The 18,405-nt window shown below is 60.1% G+C and carries 17 protein-coding genes and 1 pseudogene; 12 read left to right on the top strand and 6 right to left on the bottom strand.

Annotated elements, in window-relative coordinates:
- Positions 1–321, top strand: a 321-nt coding sequence (locus tag ACODS2_RS20660; protein WP_489000437.1) for a serine hydrolase, incomplete at its 5' end; no start/stop codon positions are given.
- Positions 322–456: 135 nt separating this feature from the next.
- Here ACODS2_RS20660 and ACODS2_RS20655 read toward each other — a convergent pair.
- Positions 457–651, bottom strand: a complete 195-nt coding sequence (locus ACODS2_RS20655; protein ID WP_298170226.1) for a hypothetical protein — start codon at positions 649–651, stop codon at positions 457–459.
- Positions 652–940: 289 nt separating this feature from the next.
- On the opposite strand from ACODS2_RS20655, the gene polA reads away from it, so the two are divergent.
- Entirely contained in the window at positions 941–3,781 is a 2,841-nt protein-coding gene (polA, locus tag ACODS2_RS20650; protein WP_489000436.1) for a DNA polymerase I, read from the top strand.
- Between the two features lie 296 nt (positions 3,782–4,077).
- On the opposite strand, the gene ACODS2_RS20645 is transcribed toward polA, so the two are convergent.
- Entirely contained in the window at positions 4,078–4,782 is a 705-nt protein-coding gene (locus ACODS2_RS20645) for a hypothetical protein (protein ID WP_489000435.1), read from the bottom strand.
- A gap of 156 nt (positions 4,783–4,938) precedes the next feature.
- On the opposite strand from ACODS2_RS20645, the pseudogene ACODS2_RS20640 reads away from it, so the two are divergent.
- Positions 4,939–5,577, top strand: a pseudogene (locus tag ACODS2_RS20640) (magnesium chelatase domain-containing protein); the annotation flags it as partial.
- 248 nt (positions 5,578–5,825) lie between these two features.
- Entirely contained in the window at positions 5,826–6,053 is a 228-nt protein-coding gene (locus tag ACODS2_RS20635) for a hypothetical protein (protein ID WP_489000434.1), read from the top strand.
- Between the two features lie 100 nt (positions 6,054–6,153).
- Here ACODS2_RS20635 and ACODS2_RS20630 read toward each other — a convergent pair whose 3' ends face one another.
- Positions 6,154–8,604, bottom strand: coding sequence for a hypothetical protein (locus ACODS2_RS20630; protein ID WP_489000433.1), 2,451 nt, complete (start codon positions 8,602–8,604; stop codon positions 6,154–6,156).
- Between the two features lie 466 nt (positions 8,605–9,070).
- Here ACODS2_RS20630 and ACODS2_RS20625 point away from each other — a divergent pair, with 466 nt between their 5' ends.
- The 8 genes from ACODS2_RS20625 (at position 9,071) to ACODS2_RS20590 (ending at position 14,394) form a co-directional block, all read left to right on the top strand.
- Complete coding sequence (locus tag ACODS2_RS20625) at positions 9,071–9,379, top strand: hypothetical protein (RefSeq protein ID WP_489000432.1); 309 nt, start codon at positions 9,071–9,073, stop codon at positions 9,377–9,379.
- Between the two features lie 208 nt (positions 9,380–9,587).
- Positions 9,588–10,085 (top strand): hypothetical protein, encoded by a 498-nt coding sequence (locus ACODS2_RS20620; RefSeq protein ID WP_489000431.1) that lies wholly within the window; start codon positions 9,588–9,590, stop codon positions 10,083–10,085.
- Positions 10,082–10,822 (top strand): recombinase family protein, encoded by a 741-nt coding sequence (locus ACODS2_RS20615; protein ID WP_489000430.1) that lies wholly within the window; start codon positions 10,082–10,084, stop codon positions 10,820–10,822. Before ACODS2_RS20620 ends, ACODS2_RS20615 begins: the two co-directional genes overlap by 4 nt.
- 62 nt (positions 10,823–10,884) lie before the next feature.
- The gene (locus ACODS2_RS20610; RefSeq protein ID WP_489000429.1) at positions 10,885–11,322 is read left to right on the top strand and encodes a DUF6998 domain-containing protein; all 438 of its coding nucleotides are present in this window, start codon (positions 10,885–10,887) and stop codon (positions 11,320–11,322) included.
- 185 nt (positions 11,323–11,507) lie between these two features.
- Positions 11,508–12,521 (top strand): HNH endonuclease, encoded by a 1,014-nt coding sequence (locus tag ACODS2_RS20605; protein WP_489000428.1) that lies wholly within the window; start codon positions 11,508–11,510, stop codon positions 12,519–12,521.
- A 90-nt stretch (positions 12,522–12,611) separates the two neighbouring features.
- Positions 12,612–13,013, top strand: coding sequence for an excalibur calcium-binding domain-containing protein (locus ACODS2_RS20600; RefSeq protein ID WP_489000427.1), 402 nt, complete (start codon positions 12,612–12,614; stop codon positions 13,011–13,013).
- Between the two features lie 440 nt (positions 13,014–13,453).
- Positions 13,454–13,879, top strand: coding sequence for a hypothetical protein (locus ACODS2_RS20595; RefSeq protein WP_489000426.1), 426 nt, complete (start codon positions 13,454–13,456; stop codon positions 13,877–13,879).
- 11 nt (positions 13,880–13,890) lie between these two features.
- Positions 13,891–14,394, top strand: a complete 504-nt coding sequence (locus ACODS2_RS20590) for a hypothetical protein (RefSeq protein WP_489000425.1) — start codon at positions 13,891–13,893, stop codon at positions 14,392–14,394.
- Between the two features lie 229 nt (positions 14,395–14,623).
- Here the strand turns inward: ACODS2_RS20590 and ACODS2_RS20585 are convergent, their stop codons facing one another.
- The 3 genes from ACODS2_RS20585 to ACODS2_RS20575 form a co-directional block, all read right to left on the bottom strand.
- Entirely contained in the window at positions 14,624–17,233 is a 2,610-nt protein-coding gene (locus ACODS2_RS20585) for a DUF5906 domain-containing protein (RefSeq protein WP_489000424.1), read from the bottom strand.
- A 105-nt stretch (positions 17,234–17,338) separates the two neighbouring features.
- A complete protein-coding gene (locus ACODS2_RS20580) occupies positions 17,339–17,533 on the bottom strand; it encodes a helix-turn-helix transcriptional regulator (RefSeq protein ID WP_489000445.1) in 195 nt (64 codons plus the stop codon).
- Positions 17,534–17,632: 99 nt separating this feature from the next.
- Positions 17,633–18,400: a hypothetical protein gene (locus tag ACODS2_RS20575; RefSeq protein WP_489000423.1), complete on the bottom strand. Its 768-nt coding sequence runs from the start codon at positions 18,398–18,400 to the stop codon at positions 17,633–17,635.
- Between the last annotated feature and the right edge of the window lie 5 nt (positions 18,401–18,405).

Raw genomic sequence — 18,405 nt, 5'->3', positions numbered from 1 at the left:
CCCCCCGGCGCGCTCAGCCCGGAAAGCCGCGCGGTGCTGCTCGATACGATGACCCGTACGAGCACAGGCCGCAATCGCATCCGCAGCGGCCTGCCCGAAGGCGTGGTCTTCGCCCACAAGACGGGTACGCTGTCGGGGGTTACCGACGATGTCGGCATCGTGCGCCTGCCCGATGGCCGGCACCTTGCCATCGCCATCTTCGTGACAGGGCCGGAAGGCCATACCGCACACGCCGGCATGATCGCGCAGATCGCCCGCGTACTTTACGACGGCTACAGCCAGTCACCGCTGCCCGCCAGCTTCGAGACTGCTCGCCGCTGATCTTCCTGATTATCTGACGATGTGACCCGCTGCGTGCGGGCCTTCGTCGTGCGCGTCTGCCCCGCACAAAGAGAAGGGGCGCGACCGCCAAAACGATCACGCCCCTCTATCTCTATCAAACCCTTGCGGGGTTGATTACATCTTCGCGGCTTCGCTCGAAGCGTCAGCAGCCGGAGCCGAAGCGTCTTCCGAAGCAGGAGCCGAAGCATCGGCAGCAGCGTCGGTCGATTCCATAGCGGCTTCGGTGGCGGGGGCTTCAGGAGCCTTTTCCGAGCAACCGGCGAGAGCGAAGGCAGTGCCGGCGACTGCGGCGAGGAGGAGCTTGCGCATGCGTTACAATCCCTGGATTGAAGTGGACCGCGCCGGGCCCGCAGCCCGCCGCAAAGCCTACTCTGGCGGTAGACTTCTCGCCCCAATTAATCGGCAATTCACCTGCTTGCAAGTCTTAGGAGCAGCAAAGCCGTCACAGACCGGTTATGTTATTGATAAACTAACGTTTTTGCAGGGGGAGGAAGAGCCGAATTGGTGGCTTCGGGCGGGATGAATCGCCCCTTCATTGCTGCACTGCCGCAACATCGGGCGCTTTCGCTGGCGGGGTCGAGGCGCTACCACGGCAAGCATGGACACCTCAGCGCAGCCTGCAACGCCGCCTCAACGTCATCTCTATCTGATCGACGGTTCGGCCTATATCTTCCGCGCCTATCACCGCCTGCCGCCACTGACCAATCCGGCGGGCGTGCCGGTGGGCGCAGTCTATGGCTACACCACGATGCTGTGGAGGCTGGCGGAAGACCTGCACAAGGCAGATGGGCCAACCCATCTCGCGGTGATCCTCGACAAGGGTTCGATCACCTTCCGCAATGCGCTCTACGACCAGTACAAGGCGAACCGTCCGCCGCCGCCCGAGGACCTCGTCCCGCAGTTTCCGCTGATCCGCGATGCGACCCGCGCATTCAGCCTCGCCTGCATCGAGGAAGAGGGGCTGGAGGCGGACGATCTCATCGCATCCTATGCGCGCGCGGCGGCCTTGCAGGGCTGGAACGTGACGATCGTCTCGTCCGACAAGGACCTGATGCAGCTCGTCGGGCGCAAGACCGAGGCCGGCGGGTATGTCGACATGCTCGATACGATGAAGAATCAGCGCATCGACATACCGGAAGTGATGGAGAAGTTCGGGGTCGAGCCCGAACGCGTCGGCGATGTGCTTGCGCTGATGGGCGATGCGGTGGACAATGTTCCGGGCATTCGCGGGATCGGACCCAAGACCGCGACCAAGCTGATTCAGGAGCACGGCACGCTGGAAGGCGCGCTCGCCGCCGCGCCGGCGATGAAGCCGGGCAAGCTGCGCGACAGCCTGATCGAACAGGCCGACATGGCGCGCCTTTCGCGCGAGCTGGTGCAACTCAAGGAGGATTGCGCACTGCCGCTCCCGCTCGAATCGTTCGAGCTGACGGCAATCCCGCCCGAACCGCTGGCTGCTTTCCTCTCCGAGCATGGCTTCACCAGCCTGCTGCGCAAGCTGGGAACCGCGCCTGCCGAGGCCCCAGCAGCGGGCGGTGCGACCACGGCACCGGGCGCGAGTGCGGAGACGCGCCAGAGCCTGCCGGAATGGCCGGCCATCGATACAGGCGGCTATCGCTGCCTCCAGACGCTGGACGAGATCGCGCAGTGGGTAAAGCGCGCCGAAGCCACGCGCGTGGTGGCGGTTGATACCGAAACCAGCGCGCTGGATGCGATGCAGGCCGACCTTGTCGGCGTCAGTCTGGCGCTGGGGCCAGGCGATGCCTGCTACATCCCGCTGGGGCACCGGGGCAGCGACATGTTTGCAGAAGCGCCCGTCATGGCCCCGCGTGCAGAAGCGCTCGCGCTGCTGAAGCCGCTGCTGGAAAGCGATGCCGTCCTCAAGATCGGGCAGAACATCAAGTACGATATCAACGTGCTCGCCCGCTATGGCGTGATGGTCAGCCCCATCGACGATACCATGGTGATGAGTTTCTGCCTCGATGCCGGACGCAGCGAGGCCGGTGTCGGCGGCCACGGCATGGACGAACTGGCAGCCCGCCTGCTCGGCCACACCACGATTGCCTTCAAGGATCTGTGCGGCACCGGCAAGAAAGCGATTTCCTTCGCCGAAGTGCCGCTCGCCGATGCGACGCGCTATGCGGCAGAGGACGCCGAGGTTACGTGGCGGCTCCACCGTCTGCTCGGCCCCCGGCTTGCGGAGGAAGGCGGCACGCGCATTTACGAGCGCGTCGACAGGCCGCTGGTGCCAGTAGTCGCAAGCATGGAGCGCCACGGCATCCGCGTGGACCGCGAGCGGCTGGCGGGCCTTTCCGCGCAGTTTGCCGAGACCATCGCGGGCCTTGAAACGGTGATCCACGAGAAAGCGGGCCAGCCCTTCACCATCGGCAGCCCCAAGCAGCTTGGCGAAATCCTGTTCGACAAGCTGGGCTACAAGGGTGGCAAGAAGGGCAAGACCGGGCAGTATTCCACCGACCAGTCAGTGCTGGAAGGTCTTGCCGCGCAAGGGGCCGAAGTCGCGACGCTGGTGCTCGAATGGCGCCAGCTCTCGAAGCTCAAATCGACCTATACCGATGCGCTGCAAGCCGCGATCAATCCCGCAACGGGGCGCGTCCACACCAGCTACAGTCTGGTCGGCGCGCAGACCGGGCGGCTTTCGTCCAACGATCCCAACCTGCAGAACATCCCGATCCGCACCGAGATCGGTCGCCAGATTCGCGAGGCTTTCGTGGCCGAACCGGGGAACGTGCTGCTGGCGGCGGATTATAGCCAGATCGAACTGCGGCTCGCCGCGCACATGGCCGACGTCCCCGCGCTCAAGGAGGCCTTTGCTGCAGGCGAGGACATCCACTCGCGCACCGCGCTGGAATTGTTTGGCACCGTGGACCGCGACACGCGCGGGCGCGCCAAGACGATCAACTTCGCGATCCTTTACGGCATCAGCCGCTGGGGCCTTGCCGGCCGACTCGGCGTGACCTCGGAGGAAGCGCAGGCGATGATCGACCGCTATTTCGAACGCTTCCCCGGCATCCAGCGCTATATCCACGAGACACTGGAGAGCGTGCGCACGCAGGGCTATTCGGAGACGCTGTTCGGCCGCAAGACGTGGTTCCCGCGCATCAATTCCAAGAATCAGGCCGAACGGCAGGGCAGCGAACGCGCCGCAATCAATGCGCCGATCCAGGGCACCAGCGCCGATATCATCAAGCGCGCAATGGCGCGGATGAACCCTGCGCTGCAAGCGGCGGGGCTGGGCCATGTGCGCATGCTGCTGCAGGTGCACGACGAACTGGTGTTCGAGCTGCCGGAGGGCGATGTCGCGGCGGCGAAAGCGGTGATCGAGGCGGTGATGGCGGGCGCGGCGGAACCGGCTGTGAAGCTGACCGTGCCGCTGGGTGTGGAGATCGGCACTGGCCCGAGCTGGGGCGCGGCCCACTGACTGCTTCGCCTAGGGTCAGGACCTATAAACCGCGCCTTCGAAGCGCTGGCATGGCGAACATATCAGGCGGGAATTCGCGCAGGGAAGGCTGGTTGCCTTTCCAAGTGAATTCCTGTCTGAGATGGAAGCCATGCCAGCGTCCCGCAGGGATTTACCTTACGGTGGCCTTCGGCTGACCAAAATGGCCCATTGCTTCGTCAGGAAGCCTTGAAATATTGACATATTCCTGCGCCTTCCTTCCTCGCACTGAGCCATTTTGCCTCAAACCTCGAAAGCGCGGTTTATAGGTCCTGACCCTAGTCCACCTTGACGTAAGGGCTGATATCCTTGGTGCGCAGCCAGAGCATCTGGTCGTTCGGCACCGAATTGGTCAGCGCATAGAGCTGCTCGGCCTCATCGGCGCTGAGTCCCATTTCGCGGTAGTAATCGAGGTAGGCCTTGTTCGGGCCTTCACCGGGGGCGAAGTCGTCGGGCTGGTGGCCGTCCTCGTCCTTCCACGCATGGACGCCAAACTCGGCATCGGGCGCGGCATGGCGAGTCGTGCCAGCCAGGAAGATTTCGAACCCGCCCGAACGGACCGAGCCGCCGGAGGGCACGTCGGTTGCGATGCCCTGGCGGCGGATTATCCTGCCAAGCGTGAGGTTTGCGCCGTCATCCGAAGTCCCCGGGCAATCGACGAGTTCCAGCACACGGATGCCCGGATTGGCGTGCAGCATTTCGCGGAACAGCGCGGGCGACTTGTCGTCGATTTCGCCCACCAGAGCGGCATGCGTTGCATCGACCACTGCGAAGGGGCCGAACCGCGCCAAACCTGCGATCGCTCTGGCGATCCGCTGGCTGCGCGGCTCTTCGACCACGGTCCGGGTGGTGGTCACTTCGGTCCAGGTGGTCCCGTGCGAATCGACCCAGGTCCGCGTCGCCGCCTGCTGCGCGGCGGCCGGCGCGGCAATCGTCGCCGTGCTGGCGATGCTGACGAGCAAGGCGCGGGCGAGTCGGTTCATGGAGCGGCCATACTTCACACATGCTTGCCAATTTTCCAGCAAAACGCGGTAAATCGCGCTTAACGCCTTTTGGCTCCAAATTGGCGATACCGGCGACCTGCCCCTATCCCGCTACCCTGCCCGCCCCTAGGCTGCCGCACTGGATTGAGGGATGGTATGGTCGCGCTGGTATCCACGGTTGCCTATCTGGGGCTGGAAGCGCGCGCGGTTGAAGTGCAGTGCCAGATCGCGCCAGGCTTGCCTGCCTTCCGCGTCGTCGGCCTGCCCGACAAGGCGGTCGGCGAAAGCCGCGAGCGGGTGCATTCCGCGCTCGCCGCGCTGGGCCTTGCGCTACCGCCCAAGCGCATCACGGTGAATCTCTCCCCGGCGGACCTGCCCAAGGAAGGCTCCCACTATGACCTGCCGATTGCGCTGGCGCTGCTCGCCGCGATGGGTGTGGTCGATCTGGAAGCCATCGCAGAGTTTGTGGCCGTGGGCGAGCTGGCCTTGGATGGCCGCGTGATCGCCAGCCCCGGCGTGCTGCTGGCGGCGCTCCACGCCAGCGGCATCGAAAAGGGCCTGATCTGCCCCGCCGCGCAAGGCGCGGAAGCGCGCTGGGCCAGTGGGGTGGAGATCGTCGCCGCGCCCGATCTCATCAGCCTGCTCAATCACCTGAAGGGCACGATGCGCTTGGCCGTTCCCGAACCGGGCGAAGTGGAGCTGCCGCCGCGCCGCGCGGACCTCAAACAGGTCAAAGGACAGGAGACCGCCAAGCGCGCGCTCGAAATCGCAGCAGCGGGCGGGCACAACCTGCTGAGGTTGTGCAAGCTGTGGCATGTCAAATCACGATTTGACCGATTCGCCATCACTGGTCCAGCCGGAGCAGCCCACGTATCGAATCTCCTACCACGCTGGCCCGCCGTGCAGGGCTGCCACAGAGGAGAAACGCCATGCCCGCCGCCCTACCCAATGGACTCTACAAGCTCGCCTTCGAGACGGCCTCTGGGGCCGAATTTGGGGTAGCCTACCTGCAGGATGGCAAGCTGCGTGGCGGAGACAGCGGCATGGCCTATGTCGGCACCTACGAGCTGGACGGCAACCTGCTAACCGCAGACTTCTCGGTAACTCAGCACAGGCACGTGCCGGGCGCAGTCAGCGCGCTCGGCTTCAACAACGTGCAAGTGCAGCTGTGCGGCGTAGTGGACGAGGCCAAAATGGTGCGACTTACGGGTACGAGCCCCATGTCGAAGAGCATCAAATTCGCGGCGAGGCTGAGCTTATTGGCGGATTAAGGCTGGTGAAGTGAGGCGGAGCCCACAGGGCTACCGACCTTGCAAGCTAGATGCTCAATCAGTATCGAAATTGGCCTCTACCCACTGAATTGGGACATATTTACGCGTCCAACCAATCCAATTGGGCAGGACTTTGTGTAGCCGATTTATTAGAGAAACGAATTGCTTCATCGATCTTCTCAAGAACGTACCGTGCTCCGTTAACTTGACTATGCGCATAACCAGGATGAACAGCCAAAGTTTGAAATTGAGTGGCCAGGTAAGCTTTTAGGTTTTGCAGTAAGCTAACATTCTGAGCCAAAGTCAGCCGTCCGACACGATTTTCAGCTTGCATGAGATCAAACACTCGCGCTTCAAACGTCTGGTCGTTCATGGGCATTGTTGGCAGTGTAGAGACCAGATACTCTGATCGCCCGGCAAGCAGCCTTAAGTGTGCCCAACCACTCGCTGTCGCCTTCACACTCTCACCAGAATTAAGTGCAGAAGCATTCGCAGAATCTGCTTCGATCAGTTCTTTTTTCAAGAGAAATTGAGCAGCCTCGTCAATGTCCTTTGAAACATATCCAAATTTTTCAAGATGCTCTTTCAGTCTTTGTACAGAAACAAAGCCCATTTGACCGTTATCACCTGGAGTTTTTCTTTGGCCAATTAAATAAAATAGCGCCTCAACTACTAAGAAGTTATTTGGCCTTACCCAATTGGAGTCACAGTAGAATATATTTGCAACAAATCCAGATGCATCGCTAAAAAATCTATAATCCTGACGCATCAATATTCTTAATATCAAATACTCGGGGAACTTTTTATGCTGCCCTCCCGACGCGACTGTGGCAATAATATTCTCCGGCATATGGCCAGAGTTAATTATTGCCATAAACATGTCTAGGGCTTTTCGTACATTTCTTCCAGCCAAGGCCTCCATGACTCTCGAGATATTAGATGTTCTTTGAAATAACTCCAAATAAACGGCTCGCAAAAAATCGCCAGCCTTATCCTTAGAGTATGAAATATGAGCCCCTGAAGGAGTGCTGTATTTAATAACCTTTGGAGCCTCCTCTTCCAATGCTTTTAAGCTCAGCTCTAGTCTACGCTTTACAACGTCAACGAAACGCGGAGGACTGATATGGAATACCTGTCCTGTTTTATATGTATCAAGTGGACGCTCGTTTTTATGAGCTTCAAAGGTTGTGTCCCTCATTTGCAGCAATACAAGACACCTCATTTGGTTCATAAACCAGAGAGCTAATTGAAATGCGGATAACTGATTTTTGACATCACGCCTGTCGACGTTGTCAAAAACTACAATTACAACTTCGCCCCTATCACCCTGTAAATGTCGAGCAATTCCAGAGGCCAACTTTTCAGGGTCCTGCCGCCACCCCTCAATATCACGCGCCTTCTCCAACAGCCCCCTGCCGGGTGTTGCAGCATCGACACGGCGATAGAACGCCTCTTTGTCGGCTAAATCATTCGAAAATATCCGTTCTTGATCATCAGAATCTCGCAAATTAAGTGGCGCACCTTCCTCGATAATGCTCTTCGCGAAAGTTGAACACACCCATTCTTTTGCGTCGGATAGGTTTTCTGGAGCAAAATTAAAGTCAAGAAATGCCCAATGACTTATTTCTTTCATCTCATGAGGCTGAAGATACTCTTTATACCTTCGAGCAAACAACGACTTGCCCGATCCGACGCCGCCCGTGACTAGTTGCAATTCACCGGATATGGATTTCTGTGAAGCCATTTCGGTGAGGCGATTTGTCAATTCGTCAGCCCGCTTCTTTGTTGTCTGAATTTCGACCCGAGAGCGACTTCGAGAGAGTCGGTCAATGAGAAATGACTCAAGAATTTTGTCGTAGCTCGTCACCTCATTAGATGAGACATATGCATTCTTGTATATTTCGGGATCACTGTTTTGGTCCCGCGATGAAAAATATCTACGAAGGATTGGAGACAAGTCTGCAGCGAAGGTGTTGGATTCGAGCTTTGAGGCAATTATGGCTGGACCGCTACCTTGATTAAAAGGCCTCCTGAAGCCGACGAGCTTCATCGATGCACTTGCCGCAGCACCCAATGCTTCAAGCTTCATGCGTCCCATGAGCGCTTGCAGAGTATCTAGCAGAGTGCTTCCAACGACGAGGTCCGCAACAGCGCCGCTAACCTCCGGCAATTCATTGTCCCACTTTCCCGCTGCAAATTGGACCCCATTACAGGCGAGAATTACCTCGCAAGGGTTTATCTTGGGTGGATACCGCTTGTTGAGCGCATGGGCATAAAGCGTCGCTTCCTCCCAGGCTTCCTGCAAAGGGACAGTAGGTGCCTTCACCTCGATTGCTGCAATAGGAATTGAAAGCATGTAGACACAAAAGTCCGGCACGAAGCCCTTGCGAGACCGCGCGCCCTTGCCAATGTCGAATGCAGCTAAGAATTCCTTGCTTTTGACTGCCTCGAGTTCAACGCCAAGCATTTCAGCTCGTGTAAGAAGCGGGATCACGACTTGGGTTTCGACATCACCTTCGGTCGCGTTCGCGGGCAGGGTAAGCATGTTCATGTTTGGCCCTGGGCTCCTGTTGCAAATCTATGATCGAACCGGGACAACCTAAACCGAGCTGGGTCAGAAAGCGAGTTCCTCACGGCAGATGGTTGATGACTTTTCTAGCCCGATGAATGGCAAGGCCGCAGCGTCATGAGCCCGCTGCGCACACGTAATGATAAAGTCTAGACTCGCAGAGATTCGCTTGCGCCGCATCACTTGCCATACGAGCAGGTTCGCCCCAATGTGCACCGGCCTTCCGTGAAAGCCGGAAGGCGGGGCGTGGAAACCTCAACGAACGAACTCGGTCACCAGATTCTGGAGGCCGGGTGGCATGCGCGCATGTCCAGCCGGTTCTCCGGTAAAGGCGCATGCGCCTGTACGTTCGTCAGGTTTCCAACATCCGGCTTTGGCCGACGCCCCGAGAGGAACATAGGGGTGGCAAGGCAGGGCAATGCCCCCCAGCCGTAGGGGAGCAAATATCATGGGCACTTTAGCTGCGACTGCAGTTGTTCTGATTCCACTGTGGATTATCGGAATGATTGTGATGTTTGCGGTCGGAACTCCAGCGAGTAATCTGCAGAAAGCCTTCGTCGCAGCTGGAGACATGAGAGGCAAGACCAAGGAAGAGATCATTGCCTTCGCAGGTCCGCCAAACAGCATAACAGAGCAGGCTGACGGCAAGACCCTTTTGCAATGGATGCGGACCTCAGGAGGCGGAGGATATCATATCGCCCTACTATTTGATGCGAACGGAAGAATGGAGACAATTACGCATCAACACTCAAGCTGAGTTTCTCGTCGAGAGAAATCGAGATTCAGAGACCGCAGTCACCGAGCGCCGCGCTCACCCCTCCCCCTATACCCTGACATGGGTCCCCGGCGTTTTTGCGGTAGACCGTTCCGGCGGCTGACCGCGATCACTTTACCTTCTCTGCGCTCTTGGCATCGAGTCTTCGCCAGGGCCCAGACTGCCTTGGTCCAGAGAAGGAACACAGACCATGGCACAACAAACCAAGGCGACGGCTGACGTCGCTCGCATCCGCAAGACACTGTCCGCAAAGCTGGCCGCAAAGGCCGAGCCAGAGACCGCACCTGACACCACAGAGGCAGTACAGGTTACACAGACCGCCGCGCCAGCCGCGCTGGCCCTGATGGCCGCAGACTGGTCTGACGAGGACGAGAAGCTCTTTAATGCGCTTGCCGCAAGGCGCAAAGCCGCGCGCGGCGGAAAACGCGGACGCGATGTAAGCGGCCAGGTCCTCCGCCCTGGAGACATTGCCCCGAACCCCGGCACCGTGGTGGCAACAATCGTCAGCCTCGTCGCAGAGCTCGGCTCCGTCAGCCGCTCGGCCTTGGTGGCGTCCATGTCCAAGGCCGCGTTCTCGCACCCGAAGGCTAAGCCCGAAGACGCCGCATGGTGCCAGGGCTACATTGCGGGTGCGCTGCGCGACGGCTTCCTCGCGCTAGCGACCGACATTCCAGCGGCACAGCAGTGAGTTTTCGCCCAGGTCGCTTTGTTGCGTACCTGCGGGTCAGCACCGCGCGGCAGGGCGCTAGTGGTCTCGGTCTTGAGGCACAGCGCGCTGCCGTGCAGGCTTATCTTGCCAGTGGCGGCAACCAGCTAGTGGCAGAGTTCGTTGAGGTAGAGAGCGGCAAGCGGAACGACAGGCCCCAGCTTGCCGCTGCCCTTGCGGCTTGCCGCCTGCACCGCGCCACCCTGGTAATTGCCAAGCTTGACCGGCTTGCGCGCAATGTCCGCTTCATCGCCGGCATCATGGACAGCGGCGTAGACTTCGTTGCCTGCGACATGCCGCACGCCAACCGGCTAACCCTGCACCTGATGGCAGCCATGGCAGAGCACGAGGCGACAGCTATCTCGGAGCGCACAAAGGCGGCACTGGCAGCTGCTAAGGCCAGGGGCGTGAAGCTTGGTAACCCGAATGGCGCGGCACACTTGCGGGATGGTGCTCGCGAGGCTGCCATTGCAGGCGGCGCGGTGCGGCGTAAGCAGGCCGAAACCCAAGCATGGCAGATTGCAGAATTGGTCGCACAGATGGAAGGTCGTGGCACAACCGGGTTCGCAGCCCAAGCGCGCGAGATGAACCTGCGAGGCTTGCCTGCACCGCGCGGGGGCTGCTGGAGTGCAGGACAGCTGCGGCGAACACTTAAGAGGATTGAGCCACCTGAAATACATATAACGCCGTGGAGCCAAGACTCCGATGGCTCCGAGTGAGTCCATTGCTGGATCTGTGGCTTGACGATAACGCTGTGCTCAACCAGCGAAGGAACCCAAGAATGGATAGCACCGCTGGGCCGCGACGTGTTCCGCTGCCCGCGCCCGTGACAAAGATATACGAAGCTGTAGCGGAGCTATCGGCCCTCTACCCCGGGCGACCATTTACACCGGATGGGCACCTAGTAGGTTCGATAGGCGAAGTGATTGCTGCCGAGGCGCTGGGTCTGCAGCTGTACCCGCCTTCGCAACCTTGCCACGATGCATACGACTGCGACGGGGACGTTCAGATCAAGCTAACTGGCGGCAAGTCCGTGTCCATGTACAGCGAGTGCCAACGGCTGGTCGTCCTGCGCATTGTCTCCACAACCGAGGCAGAGATTTTCTATGATGGGCCTGGCGCGACAGCATGGGCAGCTGCGGGGCCTATGGCAAAGAACGGACAGCGCAGGATCAGCCTTGCTCGGTTAAAGGCCTTGGCTCGTGAAATGGCGGGATGACCGGCTCGGGCAGAACTATCCATGCCAGAGGCCGCCTCCCAAACGGACGTTTGGGCTCGGGGGTCGGGCATTTCGAATGCAGCTAGGAGTGGCAGCTCCAGCTACTCTCGGACCGCTCGCAGTGGACTAGCGGGCGCGGCCCATGCATATCGTGAAGGATCCAGTCACGATGCGCGCAGGATGCTATGCCAGCCGAGAGGTCTACCTTCAGCCTGACCCGCCCCGCCGTGCTGGCTGCCCTGGCCGAGTACGACAACATTGGCCAGGCGGCTTTCCTCGAGAAGTACGGCTTCAGACCTGCTCGCAAGTATCGGCTGTGGCACGATGGCAAGGCGTACGACAGTAAGGCAATTGCGGGCGCGGCCTTCGGCTACCTGCCCGGCAATCCGCCACCACTGCAGTGGGACGAGTTCTCCGGCGGACAGGTTTACGTGGTACCAGTGTTGGAAAAGCTCGGCTTCTCGTTCCAGCCGCCGCCGGGCGAGGCGCCAAAGCGCAACCCACTATGGACCCGCGATCAGGTCATCCTGGCGCTGGACCTTTACGTAAAGCACAGCGGGCGCGACCCTGGGGCAACCCATCCGGACGTTGTGGAAGTATCTGCATTGCTGCGGCAGATGGCCACCGAGGAAGGGCTGGACACATACCGCAACCCCAGCGGCGTCATCATGAAGATGATGAATTTCCGCAGCGTGGACCCAGCCTTTACCAGCAAGGGCGGCAAGGGTCTGAAAGGCGCGAGCGAGCTCGACAAGGCAATCTGGGCAGAGTTCTATGGCAAGCCGCAGGAGTTAGCCGTCGCTGCAGAGGCCATACGGGCAGGCGCTGTGGCCAACATGGACGACGACGCCCTGGACGATGTGCAAGGGTACAGCGTTAAGGAAGGCAAGGTCAGCTACAAGCTGCACAAGACCTTGGAGCGCAACCGCAAGGTCGTAGCGTTAAAAAAGGGCACAGTGCTAAAGGCCCACGGCAAGCTGGAGTGTGAGGGCTGCGGCTTCGACTTTGCCGCCACCTACGGCGCGCGCGGCTACGGCTACATAGAAGCGCACCACACAAGCTTTGTGCACGCCATGCAGCCAGGTGACGAGACGACGCCGGAAGACCTGGCCCTGCTGTGCGCCAACTGCCACCGCATGGTGCACAAAGCCAAGCCATGGCTGACCATAGCAGAGCTGCGGGCGCTGCTGGGGCATTAGTAGCTGTGGGGCAGCGGCCCGGAGATGGAGCAAGGCGGCCTGCGGTTACCCGGCAAGGCGGCCGAGAGCATCCGGTAGGGGAGCGACACGGTGAAGCGCAGAAGCGAAAGCAACAACGCCGGGTATCTGGTACTCGCTCTGATCGCCTTCATCGCAGGACGGTGCTCGGTCGAAGCACCACCCGCTGCCACCAGCCCGCAGTACCTTGCTGCGCCGACGAGCGAGGTGACTCCGGAGCAAGCCAGCACCGTGTCGAGTCAACCCGACACCTACACTGCTCCTGCAGCCAGCGGCGGCATTTCCAGGCCTGGCCGCAGTAGCGCGCTCGTTGGCGATTATGACAACACAGCGAGTTCGGGCTTTACGTGCGAGGGCAAGCGCTATTGCCGGGAAATGATCAGCTGCGAGGAGGCCCAGTTCTACCTCAACCAGTGCGGCGTGGGGCGGCTTGATGGGGACGGCGACGGGGTTCCGTGCGAGAGCATCTGCTAGCTTGTACTCTCCTGCAATGCCACCGCATTGGCGCGCTGCAGGTGGCACTCGGGCAGTGGCAGCCTTCGATTGGCCAGCTGCTACATTCCCCAGAGTGCCAATAAAATTGTGCACAGAATGCCAACCGCCAAGGCGATGGCCTCTATCTTCATAGGCAGCGGGGTCGAATCTGGCCGAGGCCAATCATCGTGATCATTCATCCATTCACAGCCTTCACAAACGGGAGCAGCGTTATGGCTCGCAGCAATTCCAAACTCGCAGCCAAGGCAATATCGAAGATTCCAAGAATGGGCACTGTAAGCTGGTAAACTGAACGGAAAAGCCGCTTGGGATGATGGCACTATGACCTGGGCTTACCATACTTGGTCGGATTAACCTGACTGGACAATTGGCCGCACCCGTTAGATGTTGCCGCCGTTGATTGGTTTGGGGATTGAGCGATGAGATTCGCAAAAGGCCTGGCAACGCTGTCTGCAGTTTTGCTTACTCCGCAGATTGCCGTTGCCGCTGACGCACAAAACAATCTCACGCAGGGCATGGTTCAAATGACCTTGCAGGTCGGGAAGACCTCACAGGTCGAAGTCCTGGAGACCTTTGGCGCGCCCAACATTTCAACGTTGGATTCCCAAGGGCAAGAAGTCTGGGTCTACGAGCGACAGGCAACCGTCACAAGCTCGAGCAGTAGCGGTTTCTCGATTGGGATGCTGCTCGGCGCTGGCGGTAGCGACGTGGCGGGAGGTGCCGGGTTAGGCTTTGGAAAGTCAAAGTCAAACTCGTCGCAGACGCAGAGAACAATGACGCTAATCATCAAGTTTGATGCTGCGAAGAAGGTCGTAGACTTCAAGAGCCGTAGCAGTTCGTTCTGAAGGGATTCCCGATGTACCGTAACCTTGCTTTCGCCGTATTAGTCGTTGCAATGGCTGTAGTTCATCCTGCTATCGGCAAGGAAGAGGCACAGCTTTCAGGCCTCGCGCTACAGCAGGTTCAATCGCGCGACCTCGAAGCCACGGCGGATATCGTATTCCCCTCGGTCGTGACCATTCTTCAAGATTCTGGCTATCGGATCACAGAGGCGGATAAGGTTTCTGGCTTCGTGTCGGGCGTAGGTTCGGCCGAACAGAAGACAACATTCAATATCTGGTGGGGCCTCGGCAAGAAGAAGACCGTTCCCATGGTCTCGGTTTTTGTCGAACAGCGAGGACCAAATATCACGCGTGTCCGAATGAACTTCGTGCTCTCAAAGGCGAAGACACGCAATTCCTACACCGATGAAACGCCTGTAAGCGATCCAACGGCCTACCGTGATGCTTTCGAGCGCCTGGAGAAGGAAATCTTCATCCGCCAATCCATGAACGCACAAACGCCGCCCAAGCCAAATTGATGCCTGTAACCTGTGATGCAGAGACCCCAGTCTGCGCGTTTCCTGGCTGTACTGATCGCAAGTAAGGGGCTCGTTTCGAGCAATCCGTGTTACGTTGTTACGCAAGGCAGCCCTTTCCGAACCAGGGCCAGAACTTTTCCGTCAGGTTTGTAGGCTTTTCCTTTCTTTACGAAAGGATTCGAATTAGGGGTCTCTAACGTAACAACGTAACAGCCAGCTCACTGCCACCCTATTCCTCGGACGCCTCGTCGGTCGAGATGCCGACCTCGTAACCGGTGGCAAGGGCAAACCGCCGAATGCACTCCGCCCTGGGCGGGATGGGGTACATGCGTACAGCAGCCTTGTTTACATCTGCCTCGTTGCGGCGCGTCTTCGACTCGAAGTCCGGTGGCATATACCGGGCCAGCTTGGCCTTAAGGCGGCGGTCGTCTGCCCTGTGCCCGTGGGCGCGGGCAAAAGCCCGGTAGTCCCTGGCAAGGTCGGCAACCGGAACCCAGGTCACCTCGATGGGGTGCCAGGGGTAGAGATCCGTTTCGCCTTCGCCAGACAGCACGTTCACCCCGTCTTCCAGGCGAGAGTACCACCAGGCGGCCATGGGGTCGTTGGACAGGTTCAGCATCTTCTGTTGCCGCAAGGCTTCCGTTTCCGGAATCTTTTCCGGGTTCCACCGGCTTATGTTCCGGCCCAGCAGCTCGCCCAGCATCGCCTCGTAGCCGCCGGTTTCCATTTGCTCGACCATCTCGCCGAAGTACTTGCGGCGCGCCTCGGCGTCGTCCTGGTGCGGGTTCGCCACCTCAAGCACGAAGTAACGGCGCTCCCGCGCGTCGGCACGCACGACAAAGTCGTTGTTGGAGGTCATAATAAGCCGCAGGCGGTTCGGGGCGGTCCAGTTAGAGAAGAACTTGTCTTCCAGGCGCAAGGTGTTCCGGGTGATCAAGTCCTTCAGCGCGCCATCCTGCGCGCGGCTGTTAGCCGCCACCGCCTCTTCCAGGCCGAGCAGCAGGGTATGCTCCAGCCGGGCATTGAACTTGCCCAGCACGTCGTCGGCAAGGGAGGTCACAAAGGCCGCCTCGCCGAACAGGTGCGCTAGGAACTGGATAATAATGCTCTTGCCCGCGCCCTTGTGCCCGGTCAGCACCAGCGCCACGCCCAGCGGCCTGTCCAGCCACTGCACACATGCGGCCAGCCAGTCGAGCAGGTATGCATAGGCCTGATCGTTTCCTTGGCAGACGTTTTCCCGCAGGTGGGCCTTCAGCAGCGCCCACCCGCTCGGGTCATCGGCAGGCTCGACGGTGAACCCGCGCCAAGCGTTCAGGGTGCGCCATTCAGCCTTCTGCCCCGGCAGGAAGACAACGCGGTCGAACTGCTGCCGCCGCCCATCGTGGAACCAGTGGTAGCCACGTGCATGCCTGGTCGGCTTGCCCTTGGCCGACTCGCCCGGAAACGTGGCCACATGGCGATCCACAAAGGCCTGCTTGGGCAGATACTCGGTCGAATAGCGATCAAAGCGCTGGTCAAAGTACTCCCACATCACCACGGTCTTGCCGCCACGCGTAACAACGGCATGCTCGCAGTTCATGTCCTCGATGTGTGCCAGGGCGAAGGCACCCAGGTCGAGCTGTTCATTGAGGGTCTTACCTGCCTGCGCAGTCTCGAAGGCCGCGCGCTCCGCTTTCTTGAACAACCAGAAGAGTGTCTTCGCTGAGAAGTCTTCCTCAACGGCGAACTTGTCAAACAGCAGCGCCACCTCACCGGCCTTGTACTTGTCGCCACGCTGCGACCAGGCGTCGGCCAGCGCAAGGCCCACTTCCCGCCCAAACGCGTAGAACAGGCACCGCAGCACGCGGAACCACAAGCCCGACTCGTCAGGGTCGAGCATGCCGAGCGCAGTCTCGACCGCGCCAGGCTCCACCTTGCTGTAGCCCACAGACAGGCCGAGCAGGCGGCGCTTCTCTGCCGCCTTGCGCGGGTTCGCTAGCAACTTCGCGGCTTCGGCCTTGTTGATGGGCCGAGCGGCCCGGACCAGGTCCCGCAGCGCGTCAGGCCCTGCAAAGCTGGCAGGCGCAGGGTCGGCAAGGTCCCACTTCGGCGGAAAGTCGTCAGGCACCATCACCATGCCAGCGCTCGTAGCCCCAGCCTCTAGGGCACGTGCAAGGAAGCGCCGCATTCCGGCCCGGCCGATTAGGTCCTGGTCCGGCCAACCGACAAGCTCGCGGCCCGCCAGATCGCTCACGTCCACGCGATCAACCGCGCCCCGCCCGGCCCCGCCAGGCCAGGTTATGACCACGTGATCGGGGAAGAGCGCCCGCGCGGCGTCAGCGGTCTTCTCGCCCTCTACGCAGAGCACAGGCGCGGCGGGCCGCTGAGCGAGATGATCCAAGCCGTACAGCGGGCGCGTGCCGGGGATGCCAGTCCACCAGTAGACATCCTCTCCGGTTTTCGTGCTCTTGCCCAGGTACCGCAGCGGGCGCACCTGCTTGGCTTCGCCGTCCTTGCGGTACTGGGCAATGACAAGGATGATATCGCCCTCGGCATCACGGTAGGCGTGAGCGCTCTCCCGGTAGCCCGCACTCTTGAGGTAGGCGACCCTCTTCGTTTCGCTGTAGGGCAAGGCGGCGATAGCGTCCTGACCGGACTTCGCCGGCGGAAAGGGCACGATCCCGCCAGCAGCGTTCGTACCAGTTGCCCGCCCCTGCGCAACGCGTTCGCGGATGGGGCGGTCCTGCACCTCGCTGTAGGGCTCGCGCTCGTCTTCTTCTGCAGCATCGGCGCCGATGCCAATGGGCATGTCGTCTTCGTCGGGCGCAAAGAAGCGCTCCGAATCGTCGGAGTCGGTCATTGATGTCTCCATTTGCGGTGGGGGAGGCAGGGCGTTTTAGACTGCGTAGGGGCCGAGCTTTAGTTAGGAAGCCCTGTGGCTAAGCCATCCCACGCAAGCATCTGCCTACTTCAGGGCCTGTTTACGAAGCGCGGCAGACCAAGCCTCAATCTCGGCGGCTCGCCAAGCGACGCGGCGAGCACTGATCGCAACGGGAGCCGGGAAGGTCCCAGCACGCACGCGGCGATAGATGCTACCCCGCGACAGCGAAGTAGCCTGCATCACCTGCGTGATCCTGAGCAACGCAAAGCTATGGGCCATAATATCGGGGCAAGTCATTGTTGAACCTCCATGCAGTACCAAGGTGTTGCATGAGGTTACATTCTTCCCGTGGACGGCCGCCAACCCCACAGCTTCAATCTAAAGCGCTTTAATATCAGTAATTTGATCCAACCCAAACAGAGACGGGTCGATGTCGCTATCGGATGCCCTGCGCAGTTCCCGTGTGCCGATCAAGCTACCCTCAGCGTCCAGCGTCAGGGATTTGCGATGGGCCACCAAGAAGCTCGAAACGGAAGACTCGGAGATAGAGATGCCCATCTCACTGACGATCGCGCGGATCGCGGCCCTCAGCACACAATCCCTGCGGAAGTGTTCATTGTACTCGCCACGCGAGCGCCAGTACGAGTCAGGAAAGATGAACCTGTGCGCTGTCGCGGCAACCAGCCGCCAGCGCATGTCATCGTGTCTGGGGCCTTGTTTGCGCTTCTTGAGCTTGAGCGCCCTAATGCCACATTGGCTCACATGAGGCTCGCCCGCCCGGCAAGCATCTGCCAGACTTTGGACAAACTCTTCATCAGCGGCTTTAGGCAGGTCAAATACATTCCAAATGGCCGCGAAGAGCGGATCGATATCCTCTAGCTTGGCGGGTGCGCGGCCCACGTTCCCACGCGCTTGGGTGACCAGGCGGCGCAAGTAGGCCTCGGACTTTGCCACGGACGCTAGCCATTCGGGTTGGCATAGCGCACTGAAAAGTTCCGGTTCGTGGGCGGGAAAACGAGCGTCCCCAACGGCAGCCAATATACGTGAGACCTCGCACACGAGCGCGCGCAACTCATCTCGGCCGAACCAGTCAGCCCATGCATCAAACCGTGCCACCACGTGGGCTGGATCGAGGATCGTTTCCATTTAGC

Source organism: Novosphingobium sp. FG137, assembly GCF_057809735.1.
Note: the sequence above shows the minus strand (reverse complement) of the source record. Positions and strands in the feature narration are given on the sequence as shown.